We start from the raw sequence: 20,321 nt of genomic DNA on the forward strand, positions 1-20,321 counted from the left end.
GGAGGAGAGCACTATGCCCATTAAAATTACAATGCCAGCGCTTTCTCCAACAATGGAAGAAGGAAATTTATCAAAATGGAAAGTTAAAGTAGGCGATAAAGTTTCTTCTGGTGATGTTATTGCTGAAATTGAGACAGATAAGGCGACAATGGAAGTAGAGGCCGTTGATGAGGGAACAGTTGCTAAGATCGTTGTCCCTGCTGGCACACAAGGTGTTAAAGTAAATAGTTTAATTGTCATTTTAGCAGAAGAAGGTGAAGATTTAGCTGAGGCGGTAAAGGCTGCAGAAAAAGCCTCTTCTTCTGCTGCAGAAAAAGCCTCTTCTTCTTTTGCAATGACAGAATCAAAGGATTCAAAACAAACAGATTTTAAAACAGCATCAATATCTTATATTTCATCAGTGCAGCAAGATAAAAAGGGTAGTAGACGTTTTTTTGCTTCTCCCTTAGCACGGCGATTAGCAGCACAAATGGAGCTTAATTTATCACTTATTTCTGGCAGTGGTCCTCATGGGCGTATTATCAAACGTGATGTGGAAAAAGCTATGAGTGGTGGTGTTTTTACAGCTTCTGATTCATCACATAAACAGATGGTCGTAGCAGGTACGTCTGATAAACAGGTATTGCAACTCTTCAAAGAGGATGAGTATACATTCACACCTCATAATAATATGCGTAAAACAATAGCTAAGCGCTTGGTTGAATCAAAACAAACAGTACCACATTTTTATGTAACGGTGGATTGTGAACTCAATGCTTTGTTAGAGCTTCGTACGCAATTAAATGCTGCTGCACCAATAGTTAAGACACAAGAAGGCCCTAAACCTGCTTATAAGCTTTCCGTTAATGATATGGTTATTAAAGCTGTAGCACTTTCGTTGAAAGCTGTTTCTAATGCGAATGTTTCTTGGCTTGAAGGTGGAATACTTTATCATAAACACTGTGATGTTGGGGTAGCTGTTTCTGTTCCCGATGGATTAATTACTCCCATTGTTCGCCATGCAGAGGAAAAATCTTTATCGATTATTTCTAATGAGATGAAGGATTTTGCAAAGCGTGCACGTGAGCGCAAATTAAAAATGGAAGAATACCAGGGAGGAACAACAGCTGTATCAAATATGGGTATGTATGGAGTAAAAAATTTTTCCGCTATTCTTAATCCTCCCCATGCAACTATTTTTGCTGTGGGTGCAGGTGAACAACGTGCCATTGTAAAAAATGGTGCATTAGTGGTTGCAACAGTTATGTCTATGACACTTTCTGTTGATCATCGTGTGGTTGATGGTGCGCTAGCAGCAGAGCTTGCACGGACTTTTAAGAAGATGATTGAGAATCCATTAGCTATGCTTATTTGAATTGTTTAAAAGTATTTCACGTAAATTATTTATGGGTATGGTATGTTAATATGAGAAAAGCAGGTTTAAAGAATTTAGATGACGAGATTTTTTTGTGTCTGATTTTGTAAAAGCTATTTATATTAAAACTTAGAGTGAGAGATACAAAGAATTCTATTCTATTTTTCTGTCTTAAGTTCAAAGAATACATATCTGTTTTATGTATATCCATGGAGGGATTACTGTGGCGAATCTTTATGATGTAATTGTGATTGGATCGGGTCCTGGCGGATATGTAACCGCAATTCGGGCGGCACAAAGTGGCTTCAAAACTGCAGTTGTTGAACGTGAACATTTGGGTGGGATTTGCTTAAATTGGGGGTGTATTCCAACAAAGGCACTTTTGCGTTCAGCAGAAATGAAGCATTTTGCGGAACATGCGAAAGATTATGGTTTAAAGCTTAATGGTTCAATTGAGGCCAATATAAAGGATATTGTAGCGCGTTCGCGTGCAGTTTCAGCGCGTTTAAATGCTGGTGTTGGTTTTTTGATGAAAAAAAACAAAATCAATATTATTTGGGGTGAAGCAAAGCTGACGAAGAGTGCAAAAGGAAGTCAGTTTGCGGAAATTGTTGTCTCTGCATCATCCAAACCGGTTATGCAACCGCAAAATCCAGTACCTAAAGGAACATTAGGAGAAGGGATTTATCAAGCAAAACACATTATTATTGCAACAGGTGCACGTCCTCGTATTCTTCCCGGCATTGAACCAGATGGAAAACTTATTTGGAGTTATTTTGAAGCGATGGTTCCCCATAAAATACCGAAATCACTTGTGGTTATAGGGTCTGGGGCAATTGGCATTGAATTTGCTTCTTTTTATCATGATATGGGAGCAAAGGTCACTGTTGTTGAAATGATGCCACATATTATGCCAGCTGAAGATATTGAAATTTCAAAATTTGCTCGTAAACAGTTAGAGAAAAAGGGTATCCGCATTCTGAGCCAAGCAAAAATAACAAAGGTTGAAAAAGCTGCTGATACTATTATGGCACATATTGATGTGGAGGGTAAAAGAGAAACGATCACAGCTGATCGGTTGATCTCCGCTGTTGGGGTTCAGGGTAATGTTGAGAATCTAGGATTGGAATCCTTAGGCATAAAAACTGAACGTGGGTGCATTGTAACCGATGAATGGAGTTGGACGGGTGTAGAGGGTATCTATGCTATTGGTGATGTCGCTGGTCCACCGATGTTGGCACATAAAGCAGAAGAAGAAGGTGTAATATGTGTTGAACGTCTTGCGGGGTTAGAGAGTGTTCATCCACTTGATAAAAGAAAAATTCCAGGTTGCACATATTGTACACCGCAAGTTGCTTCTGTAGGTCTTTCAGAAGCTGCAGCAAAGGAAGCGGGCTATGAGATACGTGTTGGTCGTTATTCTTTTTCAGCGAATGGAAAAGCGATTGCTTTGGGTGAAGATCAAGGATTAATAAAGACGATTTTTGATAAAAAAACAGGACAGCTTCTTGGTGCACATATGGTAGGAGCGGAGGTAACAGAGCTGATTCAAGGTTTTGTTATTGCGATGAATCTTGAAACAACCGAGGAAGAATTGATGCATACTGTCTTTCCGCATCCGACCTTATCGGAAATGATGAAAGAAAGTGTATTGGATGCTTATGGTCAAGTTTTAAATGCTTGATGACGGGATTGTATGAAATTTTATATTTCATGAGTATTCCATATTGGTGAGGCAAAGGTTTAAATGGTTACGGTTGTTGATAAAGTTACGAATAGACGTTTGCGTCATCCTGAAAAGGCGCATCGTCCGGATACAAGCATTCAAAAAAAACCGGATTGGATTCGTGTAAAAGCACCAACATCACCGATTTATAAAGAAACGCATGGTATTGTCCGCACTCATAAATTAGTAACCGTATGCGAAGAAGCAGGGTGCCCCAATATTGGTGAATGTTGGAGCCAGCGTCATGCCAGTTTTATGATTTTAGGTGAAATATGTACGCGGGCTTGTGCATTTTGCAATGTTGCAACAGGGATTCCACTTGCTGTTGATGAAAACGAACCAGAACGTGTGGCAGATGCTGTTGCCCGGATGGATTTAAAACATGTTGTTATTACATCGGTTGATCGTGATGATCTCGCTGATGGTGGTGCTGAGCATTTTGCGAAAGTTATTTATGCGATTCGTCGAAAAGCGACTAAAACAACAATTGAAGTTCTCACACCTGATTTCCGTCATAAGGATGGAGCTTTAGAAATTGTTGTTGCTGCTAAACCTGATGTTTTTAATCATAATCTAGAAACAGTTCCTTCTAAATACTTAAAGGTTCGTCCAGGGGCCCGTTATTTTCATTCGATTCGGCTCTTACAACGCGTTAAAGAACTTGATCCGACAATATTTACAAAATCAGGAATTATGGTTGGACTTGGGGAGGAACGAAATGAAATTCTTCAATTAATGGATGATTTACGTTCTGCGGATGTTGACTTTATGACAATTGGACAATATTTGCAGCCTACACGAAAGCATCATCCGGTTATTCGTTTTGTAGCTCCTGAAGAATTTGAGTCTTTTGCTAAGATTGGTAAAGTGAAGGGTTTTTTACATATGGCTTCCAATCCTCTGACGCGTTCATCTCATCATGCCGGCGATGATTTTGCAATTTTGCGAAAGGTACGTAATGAAAAATTTGCTTTACAGAGATAATTATGCCAACTTTTACAACACATCGGCAGATTGCCCATAGTGCCAATGAAATGTTTGATTTGGTTTCAGATATTGAACGTTATCCTGAATTTTTACCAATGTGTGAGGCTTTAATAGTTCGTTCTCGCAAAGAATATGAAGACAGGACATTGCTTCTTGCTGACATGATTGTTGGTTATAAGGTTATCCGAGAAATTTTCACGACTCAAGTGTTTCTTCAGCCGAAGAAAAATTTGATAGAGGTTAAATATATTGATGGGCCTTTTAAGTATCTTGAAAATCGTTGGGCATTTCATGATATTGAGAATACTAATGCTTGTGATGTAGAGTTTTTTATTGATTATGAATTTAAAAGTAAAATGCTTAAACTAGTAATGGGATCAATGTTTGATATGGCTTTTCATAAATTTACCGATGCTTTTGAAATGCGTGCGCATCAAATTTATGGCTCTCCAGTAACTTAATTTATTCATTAACATTGTTGCATAACACTCATTGTAAGTTATACAATATGGACTATGGTTGCTGTTGATAAGCAGTCCGAAATCAGATATAAAAAAATTCATTGGAGAGATTTCAAGACCATTTTCAAAGCGTGTTCAACAGTCTTGTAACGTATGGTATCACGATCCAGCTTTCCAAAGCGTATCTCTCGGTGCAAAGTTTTATGATTTTTATAAGCAACGGCGAAATGCACAAGCCCCACAGGTTTCTCAAAACATGCTCCTCCAGGTCCCGCAATTCCTGTTACAGAAACGGCAATTTCAGCCTGTGAATGTTTTAGTCCACCCTCGGCCATTGCAAGAGCAACTTCTTTTGAAACAGCACCATAGGTCCTTATAAATTCAGCACACACGCCAACGAGGCGTGATTTTGCTTCATTTGAATAAACAACAAATCCACAATCGAAGACATCGGATGACCCTGCAATATTGGTGAGATTTGCAGCAATAAGTCCTCCTGTACAGGACTCAACAGTTGCTAAAATTAAACCTTTTTGGCGACAAGCTGTAAGGACTTCACGTGCTTGTTTTTCACAAAAATATGTCATTTGGGAATTTCTCCTGAGTAAAGGACGCTGGCTGTTGCAAAAGCCGCAATGCCTTCGCCACGACCAATAAATCCAAGCTTTTCGTTTGTTGTTGCTTTGATGGAGATTCGATCAGATGAAATTTTCAAAATATGCATAAGATTTTCTACCATTATCTGACGATAGGAACCGATTTTTGGTTCTTCGGCGATTAAGGTGATATCTACATTGGCGATACGGCCACCTGCTTGTGTAACAATATCAAGAGCATGACGAAGAAAAATCTCTGATGATGCATTTTTCCATTGAGGATCAGAGGGAGGAAAATGTGTGCCAATATCTCCTGCTCCCCGGGTAGCGAGCAGAGCGTCTGTTAATGCATGAAGAGCGACATCAGCATCAGAGTGTCCATTTAATTTTTTATGAAAAGGAATTTTTATGCCACATAATGTAAGAGATGTTCCTTCTTCAAAAGAATGAACATCATAACCATTGCCTATACGGATATCAGGAAATATTTGCATTTTCTTCTGAAGATATAAATGTGCAGTATCAAAATCCTCGTGCCATGTAATTTTTATGTTATTAGGATCACCAGGAACCGTGCGCATAGGAATTCCAAACCATTCGGCAATTGCACAATCATCGGTAAAATCGTCTTTGCAAAACTGCTGTGCTTTTTCATGGGCTGCTAAAATAAGTTCGAAGGGAAAACACTGTGGAGTTTGTGCGCTATAAAGATGAGTACGTGGAATTGTTTCTAAAACGTGGTGCGCATTATTTACGTGTTTGAGGGTATCAGAGACAGCGAGAACGGGAAGAACACCTTCCTGATGGTTGATAGTGGTATGGATTCTCTCGAAGAGTTGATTTTCAATAAAGGGGCGTGCACCATCATGAATATGCACATATTTTGGCCTAAAATTTTTAAGTGCATGAAGTCCATGTAAGGTGGAGATTTGACGCGTCTCACCTCCCTCAATGATAATGAGGCGTTCTTTAAAATCAGCGAGTGCTTGTTCACAGATTTGATGGTCTTCTGGATGAATAACAAGAACAATTTTTGTAATAGCTGGATGCTGTAAAAAACAACGCACGGTATGATAAATAACCGGTTCTTTTCCTAGAAGTCGGTATTGTTTTGGAATTTTTTGTAGAGATTTTGCTCTCTTACCGCGTCCAGCGGCTAATATAATTGCTGCAATAGAAATATTTAATCTCCTTTTTAATCTTTTAATTTATTGTTTGATGGTCATCAATTTTAAATTGCTTTTGAGAGGATGGTCGTTGTAGATCAGCAAGAGATATTGCCGATAATACATCAAAAAAAGCGTTTAATGCTTTTTGAAGTGCGGTATTTAAGCCACAAAAATCTATCAATGGACAATGAGATTCTTCAGGATCAAAACATTCTGCCATATAAAAATTATCTTCTGTTACTTTCACAACATCAGCGACGGAAATTTCTGCTGCGGGTTTGGCCAATTTGATACCACCATTTCGCCCGCGTACTGTCTGTATAAAACCTGCTTCAACAAGGGGCTGCAGGATTTTAAATAAAAAAAGCTCGGAAACGGCATAGGCCTTTGCAATTTCTGAAATACGACTGAGTGATTCCTGATTATCTGCACAGTACATAAGCATTCGGAGTGCATAATTTGTCTGTTTTGTTAACCGCATCTTATCTCCTCTGTAAACTATTACTGAACGCAGTTTATTTTAAAGATATTTTACAAAATAGAGAAGTTCTTTCTCTTTTTGAGAGATTGGCTATATGTTCAATGTAGTGTTGATCTTGTCAATTTTTGCTACAAGAGGTTATATGGAGACAATGGGATAAAGATATGTAGGCTAATCATGAATACAATATCTGTAACGAATCTCCAAAAGGGAGATAAAAATACTTATAACGATGAGTTGTATCGTTTAAGTAAGGTGTATGTTTTTTTAGGCGTCACAATTATTGTGTTGGCTTTGCTCACAGCATCTATTTCGTTTATCATTCTTATTGGATTAACGCCTGTTGTACCCAATAGAGTTGTAACCCTGATCCTTATAGGGATTAATAGTGTTTGGGTTTTAGGGCTTGTGATTATTGTTTTTTACGAGATGATCCCTATCATTCGTGCATGGCGCTCTAGGCGTGCAGGTTCTCGTCTTCATGTACGCCTTATTTCATTGTTTGCACTTGTTGCAACAATGCCAGCTGTTGCTGTGGCTCTTGTATCAGGGCCTGCACTGAATTTAGGACTCGACCGATGGTTTGATACGACAACACGGCAAATTGTTGGGTCTTCTATCGATTTAGCGAATGCTTATGCGGATGAAATGCTACAAAATTTAAAAAATTTGTCTTACGCCATGGCCTTTGCACTTGATAACAAAAAGCTTTTAGAACGCAATCCAGCTGAATATAGGATGCAATTGACACGTCATGCTATAGGGCGCAATCTGCGTGGTGCATTTTTGTTAAGCTCAAGCGGGACAGTTTTTATATCGAGCAATCTTGGTGATGAGGATAAACTGCCGATTCCTCCCTCGCATCTTATCGAGCGTGCAACGAGTGCTAGGCCTTTTTCTTTTCAGCCGGGTGTTCATGATTATTTTGGTATTATTTTAAAATTTACCAATATTCCCAATACATTTTTGTATTTGGTACGCGACGTTGATAAAGAAGTTTTATCTGCTTTGCGTTTGACAGAAGTCAATACAGACCGTTACCGTGATTTAAATGAAAATCGCCTGCTGACACAAATAGCATTTGGTATGCTTTATCTGTGTCTCTTTTTTAGTTTATTCTTATCAGCTATTTGGGCTGGGATTGCTGTTGCTGACCGTTTGGTGCGTCCTATACGTCTTCTTATTAGTGCTGCTGATGATGTGGCTTCTGGGGATATGGAAATTTTTGTACCAGTACGAGCAAAAGACGGGGATATTGGACAGTTATCGAAAACATTTAATTACATGGTCAGTGAATTAAAAAGTCGGCGTAATGAGTTGATTGCAGTTCGCGATCAAATTGATGAAAGAAGACGTTTTTCTGAAGCTGTTTTGTCTGGTGTAACAGCAGGGGTAGCTGGCATTGATGATGATGGCGATATTACAATTATCAATCGGTCTATGGAAACAATGTTTGATATTTGTTCTGAAGAGGTTATTGGACATAGTTTATTATCATTAAGTGCAGAAATTTGGCAAGTTTTTCAATTTGCACGTTCGCTAGAACGGAAGAATCACCATGAACAGGTCACTTTAAGTGTGGCAGGGCAGGAACGCGTTTGTAATGTGCAAATTACCATGGAAGAAGATGATGGACAGGGGCAATCTTGGGTTCTAACCATTGATGATATTACAGATCTTGTTGCAGCACAACGTACATCTGCATGGGCAGATATTGCACGCCGTATTGCACACGAAATTAAAAATCCCCTTACACCTATTCAGTTATCGGCTGAGCGGATTCGTAAACGCTACAACAAAGTTATTACACAAGATAGAGAAGTCTTTGAACGCTGTATTGATACGATTATTCGCCAAGTTGGAGATATTGGTCGTATGGTTGATGAGTTTTCTTCTTTTGCACGTATGCCAAAACCGCAAATGAATGTTTTAGATATCCGTGGGTTGCTGCGTGAAGCATGTTTCTTGATAGAAGTTACACGCCATGATATTCATTTTGAGCAAGATTTAGGAAGTACACCACTTGTGGGTGCATTTGATAATCGTCTCATTGTGCAAGCTTTTTGTAATGTTATCAAAAATGCCAGCGAATCAATAGATTCTGTCATGCGAGAAGAAAATATCCACGGTCATATTCTTGTGCGTTCTTATTGTAAGAAAGGATGTTTGATTGTAGATGTTATTGATAACGGGAAAGGTCTTCCTAAAGAGCAAAGGCAAAAATTATTAGAACCTTATATAACAACGCGAGAAAAAGGAACTGGGCTTGGGTTAGCTATTGTGCGCAAAGTTATTGAAGATCATGGTGGTACGATGGAGTTACATGATGCGCCGAAAAGTTTTTATGGCGGTCGTGGTGCAATGATCCGTTTGATATTTCCAGCAGATGGGGTTAAGCAGGGTAGTATTACACAAGCTACAGGTCGGAAAACAGGGGAATAGAATGGTATCAGATATCTTAATTGTTGATGATGAAGCAGATATTCGTGAGCTTGTTGCTGGTATTTTAGATGATGAAGGTTATGAAACACGTGTTGCCTGTAATTCTGATGAAGCCTTAGCGCAAATTAGTGCACGTATTCCAAAGCTTATTTTTTTAGATATTTGGTTACAGGGAAGTCGTCTTGACGGGTTAGCACTACTTGATGAGATTAAAACGCGCTATCCTGCTCTTCCAGTGGTTATGATTTCTGGTCATGGTAATATTGAGACGGCTGTTTCTGCTATAAAACGAGGGGCATATGATTTTATTGAAAAACCTTTTAAAGCTGATCGGCTTGTTTTGGTTGCGGAACGGACTCTTGAAAACTCAAATTTAAAACGTGAGCTTTTAGAACTACGAAAGCGCTCAAACGATACATTGGAACTTCTCGGAACATCAACTGTTATAAAAAATTTACGTCAAATCATAGAAAAAGTAGCACCAACAAATAGTCGTATTATGATTACAGGTCCCTCAGGTGCGGGCAAAGAGATGGTCGCACGTGCTATTCACGCACTTTCCACGCGTTCAAATGGGCCATTTGTGACAATAAATGCTGCAACAATTACTCCAGAAAGAATGGAAATCGAATTATTTGGTAGCGAAATGGAAGGAGGAGAGCGCAAAATCGGTGCCTTAGAGGAAGCACATGGTGGGATATTATATCTTGATGAAATTGCTGATATGCCACGTGAAACTCAGGGAAAGATACTTCGGGTTCTAACGGGGCAAACATTTGAGAGAGTTGGTGGTACAAAACGTGTTAAGGTGGATGTGCGTATCATTTCTTCAACGGCACAAAATCTTGAAAATCTCATATCAGATGGACGCTTTAGGGAAGATCTTTTTCATCGTCTTTCAGTTGTTCCTATTACTGTTCCACCACTGTCAGCGCGACGTGAAGATATTCCAGAACTTGTGCGCCATTTTGTGAAAACAATATCACAGCAAGTCGGTATTAAACCGCGTGAGATTAGTGAGGATGTGATTGCTATTTTACAAACACATTCTTGGCCAGGTAATGTACGGCAATTGCGGAATAATATTGAGCGTCTTCTCATTCTTGTACGTGAGGGTGATGGTCCGATAACAGCGGAATTTCTTCCTAGCGAAGTAAGTGATTCTTTGCCACGCATTCAAATGGATGCAGATGAGAGTATCATGGATTTACCGCTGCGTGAGGCGCGGGAATTGTTTGAAAAGAGGTATTTAGTAGCGCAGATTGGGCGTTTGGGTGGGAATATATCCCGTACAGCTGAATTTATAGGTATGGAGCGTTCAGCTTTGCACCGTAAGCTTAAAGCGCTTGGAGTTTCATAAGGTTATGCGTGTTATTATTTGTGGTGCAGGACAGGTTGGTTATGGGATAGCAGAGCGCCTTGCAGCTGAAAATCACGATGTTACTGTTATTGATATTGAAACAAGATTGATTGAAAAAATTCGCAATACGTTGGATGTGAGAGGTTTTGTTGGTCATGGTTCGCGGCCTGAGGTTCTTTTGGCTGCTGATGCAGACAAAGCAGACATGCTAATTGCTGTCACTTTATTTGATGAAGTCAATATGGTGGCGTGCCAAGTGGCACATTCCTTATTTAATGTTCCAACAAAAATTGCGCGTATTCGTTCACAATCTTATCTAGAACCACGTTATAAAACGCTTTTTTCTAGAGAGAATATTCCCATTGATGTGGTTATTTCGCCAGAAGTTGAAGTTGGTGAAATGGTTTTACGGCGTATTGCTCTACCTGGTGCAATAGATGTTCTTTATTTTTGTAATGATGATATTATTGCTTTAGCTTTGGAATGCATGGAAGATTGTCCAATTATTAATACGCCTTTGCGTCAATTAACGGAGCTTTTTCCAGATCTTCACACGACAGTTACTGCGATTAAACGTGGTTCAGAATTATTGATTGCACATTCAGATACGCAATTGCGTGTTGGTGATATAACCTATCTCGTTGCAGCTCGTGATCAAATGCGTCGTGCAGTTGGGCTTTTTGGTCATAAAGAAGAAGATGCTCACCGCATGATTATTGCAGGAGGCGGTCACATTGGTCTTTATGTTGCACAGGCTATTGAAAAGCGTCTTCATAAATTAAGATTGAAGATTATAGAATCGGATAGAGAGAGAGCTCTCACAATTGCTGATCAACTTGAAAAGACAACAGTTTTGTATGGGAATGTATTAGATCCGGTAATTCTTCAAGATGCTGGAATTGATAAGGCCGATTTAATGATTACATTGACCAATCATGATCAGGTCAATCTCTTAAGTGCTATTATTGCTAAAAGATTGGGATGCAAAGCCAATATGGTATTGATTAATAATGTCGCTTACCAAGAGTTTAGCCGTGCCGTTGGTGTGGATGCATATCTTAATCCACATAGTGTTACGATATCAAGAATTTTGCAACAAATGCGTCGTGGCCGTATTCGTGCTGTTCACTCAGTTTTTAATGGGCAGGCAGAAATTATTGAAGCTGAAGTGATGCAAACCTCTTCATTGGTTGGTAAATCATTGTCAGAGCTAGCTTTACCAGAAGGGTTGAGAATTGGTGCAATTTATCGCAATAAGGCCATAATACAGCTTTCGGCAGATACACGTATTTTATCTGGCGATCGAATAGTAATTTTTGCTCTTGTGGAGTGTGTTCGTGATGTGGAGCAGCTCTTCCGTGTAAGTTTAGAATATTTTTGATCTATTGCCTATGGATATCTGCACTTTTTGGTATAGTGGAAAATTAAGACTGGTTGATAGACTTTGTTTGTCGTCTATGGTTAAAACTGGGCAACGTGTTAAACTTTTCAGTTACAACAAAGAAATAGAGAATCTCCCTGCTGGTGTTGAATTATATGCAGCCGAATCAATTCTACCACGTTCAGCAATTTATCGTCTTGATCCCAATTTTTCTGATGATAAACAAAGCTGTACAATTGTTCAATTTTCAGATTTTTTTCGTGTTATGTTGATGAAATATCAACAAGGTGTGTGGTTAGATACTGATGTTTATTTGCTTAAACAATTTCATCCAGATACACAGAAGGTTTGGCTTGCACGAGAAAATGCTGTAAGAGTAGGTGTTTCTGCACTTTATTTTCCGTCTGATAATCCTATTATAAAAGTGTTTGAAGATTATTGGACAGGTACAGAAATGGTTCCTCATTGGCTTGGTTTTAAACGTCGTGTTTGGAAACCATTCTGGTTGAAGAGGAAAAAAATGCCAATTTTACCAGGAAATCTTGGAGTTACAATATTTGGCAATGATGGTATTTCACGATTAGCCAAACGGTATGGTTTTTTTCATGAAGCAAAGGAAAAAGAGACTTTTTATTATTGGACAGGACGGAAAACTGAACGCATTTTTGATCCTGCTTTTGGTGTTAAGCCACTTGAGGATACACGTTTAATAGGGTTCCATATTCATAGAAAGATGATGACTACTCAACAACCCCAAGAAGGTAGCTTTTATCATTGGGCCGTGTCTCGCATTCCTGATGCAGATGATTTGTTCAGATAGGGTTATTATTGCTATTTTAACCACTGGGATTTTAATCTTGCTTACAGAGCATTGATTATGGCTTGCCTAACAGAGTAATGTTGGCCTATGGAAAAAAGTATTGAATGCGTAAAGAGCGGTTGTTATATGAATGGAAAGTTAAAATATGAGTGATCCAATGAAAACAGCATTAAGTCTTGTGCCTATGGTTATTGAACAAACTAATCGTGGTGAACGAGCCTATGATATTTTTTCTCGTCTTTTAAAAGAGCGGATTATTTTTATTAATGGTCCTGTTGAAGATGGTATGGCGATGCTTGTTTGTGCTCAATTACTTTTTTTGGAAGCAGAAAATCCTAAGAAAGAGATTAGTCTTTATATTAATTCTCCAGGGGGTGTCGTAACATCTGGTATGGCAATTTATGATACCATGCAGTTTATTCGTCCTCCCGTTTCCACGCTATGCATGGGGCAGGCTGCATCTATGGGTTCGTTACTTTTAACAGCTGGAGCAAAGGGGCACCGTTTTACATTGCCAAATGCACGCATTATGGTGCATCAACCATCTGGTGGTTTTCAAGGTCAGGCTTCAGATATTGAGCGGCATGCGCAAGATATTATAAAAATGAAACGTCGTTTAAATGAAATTTATGTTCAACATACAGGCCAAGACTATGAGGTTATTGAAAGAACTCTTGATCGCGATCACTTTATGACTGCAGAGGAATCCAAACAATTTGGTTTAGTTGACGATGTTATACAATATCGTGCAGAAACTGAAAAAGATTAAGAGTTTTTATAGAAAAAAGAGCTACTGTAAAGAGAGAGTTTTTAATAGAGTTGCGAAAATAAGAGAAGAACATCTAAAGATATTGTAACATGCAGGTTTTTTTATATGTCTTAAAGTTTTCTTTATGAAAGACTTCCTTTGGAAAGACGAAGTATTCATATATCGTGGTGAAAGGAAAGAAAAATGAGCAAAATTGGCAATAGCGGGAACGAATCAAAAAATACTCTCTATTGCTCATTCTGCGGCAAAAGTCAGCATGAGGTGCGTAAGCTCATCGCAGGGCCCACTGTATTCATTTGTGATGAATGTGTAGAGCTTTGTACGGATATTATTCGTGAAGAAAATAAATCTTCTGGGATTAAGGCACGTGATGGTGTTCCTACTCCACAGGAAATTATCACAGTTCTTGATGATTATGTTATTGGTCAGCAACATGCAAAGCGTGTTCTTTCTGTTGCTGTGCATAATCATTATAAGCGACTTGCGCATCAGTCTAAGAGCAATGACATTGAGTTAGCAAAATCGAATATTCTCCTTGTTGGCCCAACGGGATGTGGTAAAACTTATTTAGCACAAACATTGGCACGTATTATTGATGTGCCTTTTACCATGGCAGATGCGACCACTTTGACAGAAGCAGGTTATGTAGGTGAGGATGTTGAAAATATTATTCTCAAACTTCTTCAGGCTGCTGATTATAATGTTGAACGTGCACAGCGTGGTATTGTTTATATCGATGAGGTTGATAAGATTTCTCGTAAAGCTGATAATCCTTCCATTACAAGAGATGTATCGGGGGAGGGTGTTCAACAAGCATTATTAAAAATTATGGAAGGAACGATTGCTTCTGTTCCTCCTCAAGGTGGGCGAAAGCATCCGCAACAGGAGTTCCTTCAAGTTGATACAACCAATATTCTGTTCATTTGTGGAGGAGCTTTTGCTGGTTTGGAGCGTATTATTTCTGGGCGTGGTGAAAAGACATCTATTGGTTTTTCTGCAACTGTTAAAGCACCTGATGAGCGTTGTGTTGGTGAAATTTTTCGTGATTTAGAGCCTGAAGATCTTATAAAGTTTGGTTTGATACCAGAGTTCATTGGCCGTCTTCCTATTGTTGCTACCTTAGAAGATTTAGATGTTAATGCGCTTGTTCAAATTTTATCACAACCCAAAAATGCGTTGGTGAAGCAATATCAGCGTCTTTTTGAGATGGAGAATGTCGAATTAGCATTTCATGAAGATGCGTTACGGGTTATCGCTAAGAAGGCAATTGAGCGGAAAACCGGTGCACGTGGTTTGCGTTCTATTATGGAGAAGATACTTCTTGAGACAATGTTTGAACTTCCAGCACTTGAAGGTGTTCAAAAAGTGGTTATTTCAAGTGATGTAGCAGATGGAAAAGCGTGTCCTCTTTATATTTACTCGGAATGTACAGAGGATAAAGAAAATGTATCGGCATGATATTGTGTGATATAAGAAGTAACAATAAACGCCATTTGAGGATGAATGTTTCTGGGTATTATGGTCATAATGCTTGATTTATATGCTTCCAGTTACCACTTCATGTGTTATGTAAAGCTGAAGTTTTCTAAGCATGGGCTTGTGTAACGGATAGATCATAGGCTCCAGAAAGGAGAGTTATGCAATATATTGATGAAAAGACAGATGAAGTAAGAGAGGGGTTTTACGCTGTTTTACCTCTTCGTGATATTGTTGTCTTCCCACATATGATTGTTCCGCTTTTTGTGGGCCGAGAAAAATCAATTCGTGCTCTTGAAGAAACAATGGCGGTGGATAAGCAAATATTGTTGGTTACGCAAAAAAATGCTTCTGATGATGATCCAAAATCAGAAGATATTTATGATATTGGTACCTTTGCGAATATTCTTCAACTTTTAAAACTTCCTGATGGAACGGTAAAGGTTCTGGTTGAAGGTACTGCACGTGCAAAAATTAAACAATTTGCTTTGAGTGAAGATTATCATCGGGCCCTTGCAACTGTTACAGAAGAATCGAAAGAGAATGATGTTGAGATTGAAGCTCTTTCAAGATCAGTAATTGCTTATTTTGAAAATTATGTAAAACTGAATAAAAAAATCTCTCCTGAAATTGTCAATGCTATTAGCCAGATTGATAATCCTTCTAAACTTGCCGATACGATTGCTTCTCATTTGATGATTAAGCTTTCAGAAAAGCAGAAAATATTAGAACTCTTACCTGTCCGCGATCGTCTTGAACGTGTCCTGTCCTTTATGGAAGGAGAAATTTCTGTTCTGCAGGTTGAAAAGCGTATTCGTTCGCATGTTAAACGGCAAATGGAAAAAAACCAACGAGAGTATTATCTCAATGAGCAGATGAAGGCTATTCAGAAAGAGTTGGGTGCGGGTGATGATAGCCGTGATGAGCTTTCTGAATTAGAGGAACGTATTAAGAAAACAAAACTTTCCAAAGAAGCGCAGGAAAAAGCTGGCGCAGAATTGAGAAAATTACGCAATATGTCTCCTATGTCTGCAGAGGCAACAGTTGTACGTAATTACCTTGATTGGTTATTAGCAATGCCTTGGGGCAAAAAATCGAAAATTAAAAACAATTTAGATTTTGCTGAAAAAATTATGAATAATGAACATTTTGGTCTTGAAAAGGTCAAAGAGCGAATCACTGAATATTTAGCAGTACAAAGTCGAGCATCAAAAATAAAAGGCCCTATAATTTGTTTACTAGGTCCTCCTGGTGTAGGAAAAACATCTCTAGCGCGCTCTATTGCAAAAGCGACGGGACGTGAGTATGTTCGTATTTCATTAGGAGGGGTACGTGATGAAGCGGAAATTCGTGGACATCGTCGAACATATATCGGTTCTATGCCTGGAAAAATTATTCAGTCTATGAAAAAAGCGAAGAAGTCTAATCCGCTTTTTTTGCTGGATGAAATTGATAAAATGGGGCAAGATTTCCGTGGAGATCCTTCATCAGCTTTATTAGAAGTACTTGATCCTGAACAAAATGGCACATTTATTGATCACTATTTAGAAGTCGAATATGATCTTTCTGATGTTATGTTTATAACAACTGCGAATACGCTTAATATACCAGGACCGTTAATGGACCGCATGGAAATTATTCGTATCGCAGGTTATACTGAATGCGAAAAAATAGAGATCGTTAAACAACATCTTTTACCAAAGGCATTAAAAGATCATTGTTTATCGAAAAAAGAATTCAGTGTTTCTGATGGTGCAATAAGATCAATTATTCAATTTTATACACGCGAAGCAGGTGTCCGTAACCTTGAGCGTGAGCTCATGAAAATAGCACGTAAATCAGTTACAAAAATTCTTAAAACGCATCAAAAATCTATAAAGATTACAGAAAATAATATTAGTGATTTCTTAGGTGTTAAACGTTACCACTATAATCAGATTGAAGGAGAAAATCAAATTGGTGTTGTGACAGGGCTTGCTTGGACAGAGGTTGGTGGAGAGCTATTGACCATTGAAGGTGTTATGATGTCCGGTAAAGGTAAGATGACTGTAACTGGAAATTTGCGCGATATCATGAAAGAATCAATTTCTGCAGCTGCATCTTATGTTCGTTTTCGTGCAGTTGATTTTGGTATTGAGCCTCCGCTTTTTGAAAAACGTGATATTCATGTTCATGTTCCAGAAGGGGCGACACCAAAGGATGGTCCATCAGCAGGGATTGCAATGGTAACGGCAATTGTTTCAGTATTAACAGGGATAGCGGTCCATAAAGATATTGCCATGACTGGTGAAATTACTTTACGAGGGCGTGTGTTACCGATTGGTGGATTAAAAGAAAAATTATTAGCAGCTCTTCGAGGGGGAATAAAAAAAGTACTTATTCCTGAAGAAAATGCGAAAGATTTGGTTGATATTCCTGATGATGTTAAAAATAATATGGAGATTATCCCAGTAAATCATGTGAGCGAAGTTCTGAAATATGCTTTGGTTCGTTTTCCTGAGCCTATTGAATGGACAGAGCCTTCTACAGCACCTGTACCTACAAGGACAGAGAGCGACAATGAAGGAATACAGATTGCGCACTGATTCATTCATCTTGTTTGCAATGGCATTTTTCGAGCAAAAAGGGGCGTATTCGTGATTATTTTTTTATCTATTTTGAAGAAAAAGTAAAAAATTCCGTGAATAACTGTTATTATTGCTAAAAAAACAATGTTTTGGATAAAAATAAGACTTCTGTTTGTTGTACTTTTCAATAAACTGACCAATAACACGGTTAAGTTGTGTTATCCGGTAATATAGGGAAAGGAAATATTCCATGAATAAAAGTGAATTGGTTAGCTCTGTTGCTGAAAAGGCTGGTGTTTCGAAAGCGCAAGCAGGTTCCGTTGTTGATGCTTTTATTGCTTCTGTAACAGAGGCTTTGGCTTCAGGAGGAGATGTTCGTCTTCCAGGATTTGGTTCCTTTGAAGTTTCTCATCGTGCTGCGACAAAGGGGCGTAATCCTTCAACTGGTGCTGAAATTAATATTCCAGCACGTTTTGTGCCAAAATTCTCTGCAGGGAAAACTTTAAAAGAAGCTGTTAATAAAAAATAATTTGAACAATGCTAAAGAAAACCCGATATATTTATAAGCGGGTTTTTTTAAACTTTTTTATAATGTGCTTTTCACGTGGCGAGTTATAGTATGTGCTTTCTTCAAGGAGTGTTCGTGCTGTTAGAGGGTGTTTTTTAGAATTTTCGTAAATATTGGTGCGCGTACATATTTATTTGAATATTTCAATAAAATGTGTCGCTGTAAGCATTTGTGTGAATTATAAAGAGTATTATAGTTCTGTTATACTAGTGTTTTATGGTATTCTTGCATAGAAAAAGTGATAAATGAACCATTATTGTGGTAAATTTATTATGTATTTAGTTTTTTATTGCTGGAATAATTATATTGATAGTGAAAAAGCTTTTTTAAATTTACTACGCTATATAGCTCAACAATAGGATATAGCGTAGTGTTTATTTTTTTTGGTAGATCAGTATCACAAAGGCTTTAGAATGATTTTGGTATAAGATTCAATAGGGAATTGAATCTGTTTGTATGTCCTGGAAGTAAATAATATATTTTCATAAAAAGAGATTATTTTTTTCTGCTAACCATTGAGTACAATCATTGAGAGCTCTAGTGGTTAGTGCTTGTTTTTTTGCTAATTTCTTTTCTTTGCTTGGTAAACGTTTTCCTAAATGCTCCTTAGAAGCAATAGGGGGGAAAAGTCCAAAATTGATATTCATTGGTTGAAAAGATTTTTTTTTGTTTCTTCTGTTACAATGTGCCCACCGGTAATGTGATTCAAAAGAGCTCCAAATGCTGTTGTTATTGGTGGTAGACAAGGGACATTATGATGATATTCAGCAACGGCAAAACGTCCAGCAAGAAGCCCTATTGCCGATGATTCTACATAACCTTCACATCCGGTAATTTGTCCCGCAAAACGCAACTGTGTTTTTTGTCTCAAGCGAAGCGTTTGATCAAGAATGGTGGGTGAGTTAAGATAAGTATTACGATGAAGCCCACCAAGGCGTGCAAACTCTGCTTGCTCAAGACCAGGGATCATTTTAAAAATGCGAGTTTGTTCGCTATATTTTAGTTTTGTTTGAAAGCCAACCATATTATAAAGGGTTCCAAGCTTATTATCTTGGCGTAATTGTACAACAGCATAAGGTTTAACTGTGGGATTATGAGCATTGGTTAATCCGATAGGTTTCATGGGGCCATGTCTAAGAGTTTCAAGTCCGCGTTCAGCCATGATTTCAATTGGTAGGCATCCATCAAAATAAGTTTTTTTTTCAAAGTCACGAAATTCGGTTTTTTCTGCACTTCTCAATGTTTGAACGAACGTTTCATATTGTTCTTTATTAAGGGGACAGTTAAGATAATCTTTTCCTGTTCCCTCAGGTCCGATTTTATCATAGCGAGACTGATACCAACAAATATCCAAATCAATACTATCAGTATAGACAATAGGTGCGATAGCATCAAAAAAAGAAAGAGATTCTGTTCCAGTTATTGCCTGTATTGTTTGAGCAAGGGCTGGTGAAGTAAGAGGGCCTGTTGCAATAATGATATGGTGCCAATCCTCTGGAAACTCTCGAATCTCTTCACGTTTTATTGTTATAAGCGGATGATTTTCTAGCGTTGTCGTAATGGTTTTTGCAAATTCATCACGGTCAACGGCAAGGGCACTTCCTGCTGGTATTTTATTGGCATCAGCAGCTTTCATGATCAGCGAGTTTGCCAGTCGCATTTCACTGTGTAAAAGTCCTACAGCATTTGTTGATGAATCATCACAACGCAATGAATTTGAACAAACAAGCTCTGCAAGCTTATCGGTTTTATGGGCATCGGATTTTTTTTGAGGCCGCATTTCATGCAAAATAACGGGGATTCCCGATTGAGCGATTTGCCAACTTGCTTCACTGCCAGCAAGACCACCACCGATGATATGGATTGGAGTATTGGATATATTTAACATAACCTGTTTTTAGCGAAAGTCATTCTGTGTGAAAAGTGTAAATTTTATTTTTGCAATTTATCGAAGAATAATATGTGTTTGGATATTTTTAATATATTTGTTTGCTTTTTTTCTCTAATTAATGGTATAGAAACGCCGCTTATGTAAGGTTACTGGTTTGTAAGTTTAAGCGGATGTGGCGAAATTGGTAGACGCACCAGATTTAGGTTCTGGCGGGAGACCGTGGGGGTTCGAGTCCCTCCATCCGCACCAAAGGGATTTTTTGAGCACATATAG

General features: G+C 38.4%; 15 protein-coding genes, 1 tRNA gene and 1 pseudogene. 13 read left to right on the top strand and 4 right to left on the bottom strand.

The window, feature by feature from the left end; translation table 11 throughout:
- Positions 1-13: 13 nt before the first annotated feature.
- The 4 genes from ABD909_RS01705 (at position 14) to ABD909_RS01720 (ending at position 4,528) form a co-directional block, all read left to right on the top strand.
- Complete coding sequence (locus ABD909_RS01705; RefSeq protein ID WP_345096242.1) at positions 14-1,354, top strand: pyruvate dehydrogenase complex dihydrolipoamide acetyltransferase; 1,341 nt, start codon at positions 14-16, stop codon at positions 1,352-1,354.
- Positions 1,355-1,577: 223 nt separating this feature from the next.
- Entirely contained in the window at positions 1,578-3,038 is a 1,461-nt protein-coding gene (gene lpdA / locus ABD909_RS01710) for a dihydrolipoyl dehydrogenase (RefSeq protein WP_345096243.1), read from the top strand.
- 63 nt (positions 3,039-3,101) lie between these two features.
- Positions 3,102-4,064 (top strand): lipoyl synthase, encoded by a 963-nt coding sequence (gene lipA, locus ABD909_RS01715; protein WP_345096244.1) that lies wholly within the window; start codon positions 3,102-3,104, stop codon positions 4,062-4,064.
- 2 nt (positions 4,065-4,066) lie between these two features.
- Positions 4,067-4,528 (top strand): type II toxin-antitoxin system RatA family toxin, encoded by a 462-nt coding sequence (locus ABD909_RS01720; RefSeq protein WP_345096245.1) that lies wholly within the window; start codon positions 4,067-4,069, stop codon positions 4,526-4,528.
- Between the two features lie 98 nt (positions 4,529-4,626).
- Here the strand turns inward: ABD909_RS01720 and ABD909_RS01725 are convergent, their stop codons facing one another.
- From ABD909_RS01725 to rirA, 3 genes are read right to left on the bottom strand one after another with little or no spacing between them, the layout of a single operon-like run.
- Entirely contained in the window at positions 4,627-5,115 is a 489-nt protein-coding gene (locus ABD909_RS01725) for a CinA family protein (RefSeq protein WP_345096246.1), read from the bottom strand.
- Positions 5,112-6,332: a bifunctional 2-C-methyl-D-erythritol 4-phosphate cytidylyltransferase/2-C-methyl-D-erythritol 2,4-cyclodiphosphate synthase gene (locus ABD909_RS01730; RefSeq protein ID WP_425547911.1), complete on the bottom strand. Its 1,221-nt coding sequence runs from the start codon at positions 6,330-6,332 to the stop codon at positions 5,112-5,114. Before ABD909_RS01730 ends, ABD909_RS01725 begins: the two co-directional genes overlap by 4 nt.
- A complete protein-coding gene (gene rirA / locus ABD909_RS01735) occupies positions 6,328-6,774 on the bottom strand; it encodes an iron-responsive transcriptional regulator RirA (protein WP_345096247.1) in 447 nt (148 codons plus the stop codon). The genes ABD909_RS01730 and rirA overlap by 5 nt, the downstream gene beginning before the upstream one ends.
- A 177-nt stretch (positions 6,775-6,951) precedes the next feature.
- Between rirA and ABD909_RS01740 the strand changes: the two genes are divergently transcribed.
- The 8 genes from ABD909_RS01740 (at position 6,952) to ABD909_RS01775 (ending at position 18,118) form a co-directional block, all read left to right on the top strand.
- Positions 6,952-9,216 carry a sensor histidine kinase NtrY-like gene (locus ABD909_RS01740; RefSeq protein WP_345096248.1) on the top strand — a complete coding sequence of 755 codons (2,265 nt, stop codon included), beginning with the start codon at positions 6,952-6,954 and terminating at the stop codon, positions 9,214-9,216.
- A 1-nt stretch (position 9,217) separates the two neighbouring features.
- Positions 9,218-10,576, top strand: coding sequence for a nitrogen assimilation response regulator NtrX (gene ntrX, locus ABD909_RS01745; protein ID WP_345096249.1), 1,359 nt, complete (start codon positions 9,218-9,220; stop codon positions 10,574-10,576).
- Positions 10,577-10,580: 4 nt separating this feature from the next.
- Positions 10,581-11,957: a Trk system potassium transporter TrkA gene (gene trkA, locus ABD909_RS01750; protein WP_345096250.1), complete on the top strand. Its 1,377-nt coding sequence runs from the start codon at positions 10,581-10,583 to the stop codon at positions 11,955-11,957.
- 10 nt (positions 11,958-11,967) lie between these two features.
- Complete coding sequence (locus tag ABD909_RS01755; RefSeq protein WP_345096252.1) at positions 11,968-12,777, top strand: glycosyltransferase family 32 protein; 810 nt, start codon at positions 11,968-11,970, stop codon at positions 12,775-12,777.
- 145 nt (positions 12,778-12,922) lie between these two features.
- On the top strand, positions 12,923-13,546 hold the full coding sequence (gene clpP / locus ABD909_RS01760) for an ATP-dependent Clp endopeptidase proteolytic subunit ClpP (RefSeq protein WP_345096253.1): 624 nt from the start codon (positions 12,923-12,925) through the stop codon (positions 13,544-13,546).
- A 183-nt stretch (positions 13,547-13,729) separates the two neighbouring features.
- Positions 13,730-15,004 carry an ATP-dependent Clp protease ATP-binding subunit ClpX gene (clpX, locus tag ABD909_RS01765; RefSeq protein WP_345096254.1) on the top strand — a complete coding sequence of 425 codons (1,275 nt, stop codon included), beginning with the start codon at positions 13,730-13,732 and terminating at the stop codon, positions 15,002-15,004.
- A 179-nt stretch (positions 15,005-15,183) separates the two neighbouring features.
- A complete protein-coding gene (gene lon / locus ABD909_RS01770; RefSeq protein WP_345096255.1) occupies positions 15,184-17,607 on the top strand; it encodes an endopeptidase La in 2,424 nt (807 codons plus the stop codon).
- 232 nt (positions 17,608-17,839) lie between these two features.
- On the top strand, positions 17,840-18,118 hold the full coding sequence (locus ABD909_RS01775; protein WP_345096256.1) for an HU family DNA-binding protein: 279 nt from the start codon (positions 17,840-17,842) through the stop codon (positions 18,116-18,118).
- A 521-nt stretch (positions 18,119-18,639) separates the two neighbouring features.
- Here ABD909_RS01775 and trmFO read toward each other — a convergent pair.
- Positions 18,640-20,045: pseudogene (gene trmFO, locus ABD909_RS01780) on the bottom strand (methylenetetrahydrofolate--tRNA-(uracil(54)-C(5))-methyltransferase (FADH(2)-oxidizing) TrmFO).
- A 169-nt stretch (positions 20,046-20,214) separates the two neighbouring features.
- Here trmFO and ABD909_RS01785 point away from each other — a divergent pair.
- Positions 20,215-20,297, top strand: a tRNA-Leu gene (locus ABD909_RS01785).
- Positions 20,298-20,321 lie beyond the last annotated feature (24 nt).

Source organism: Bartonella acomydis (assembly GCF_039543025.1).
Classification (GTDB): domain Bacteria; phylum Pseudomonadota; class Alphaproteobacteria; order Rhizobiales; family Rhizobiaceae; genus Bartonella; species Bartonella acomydis.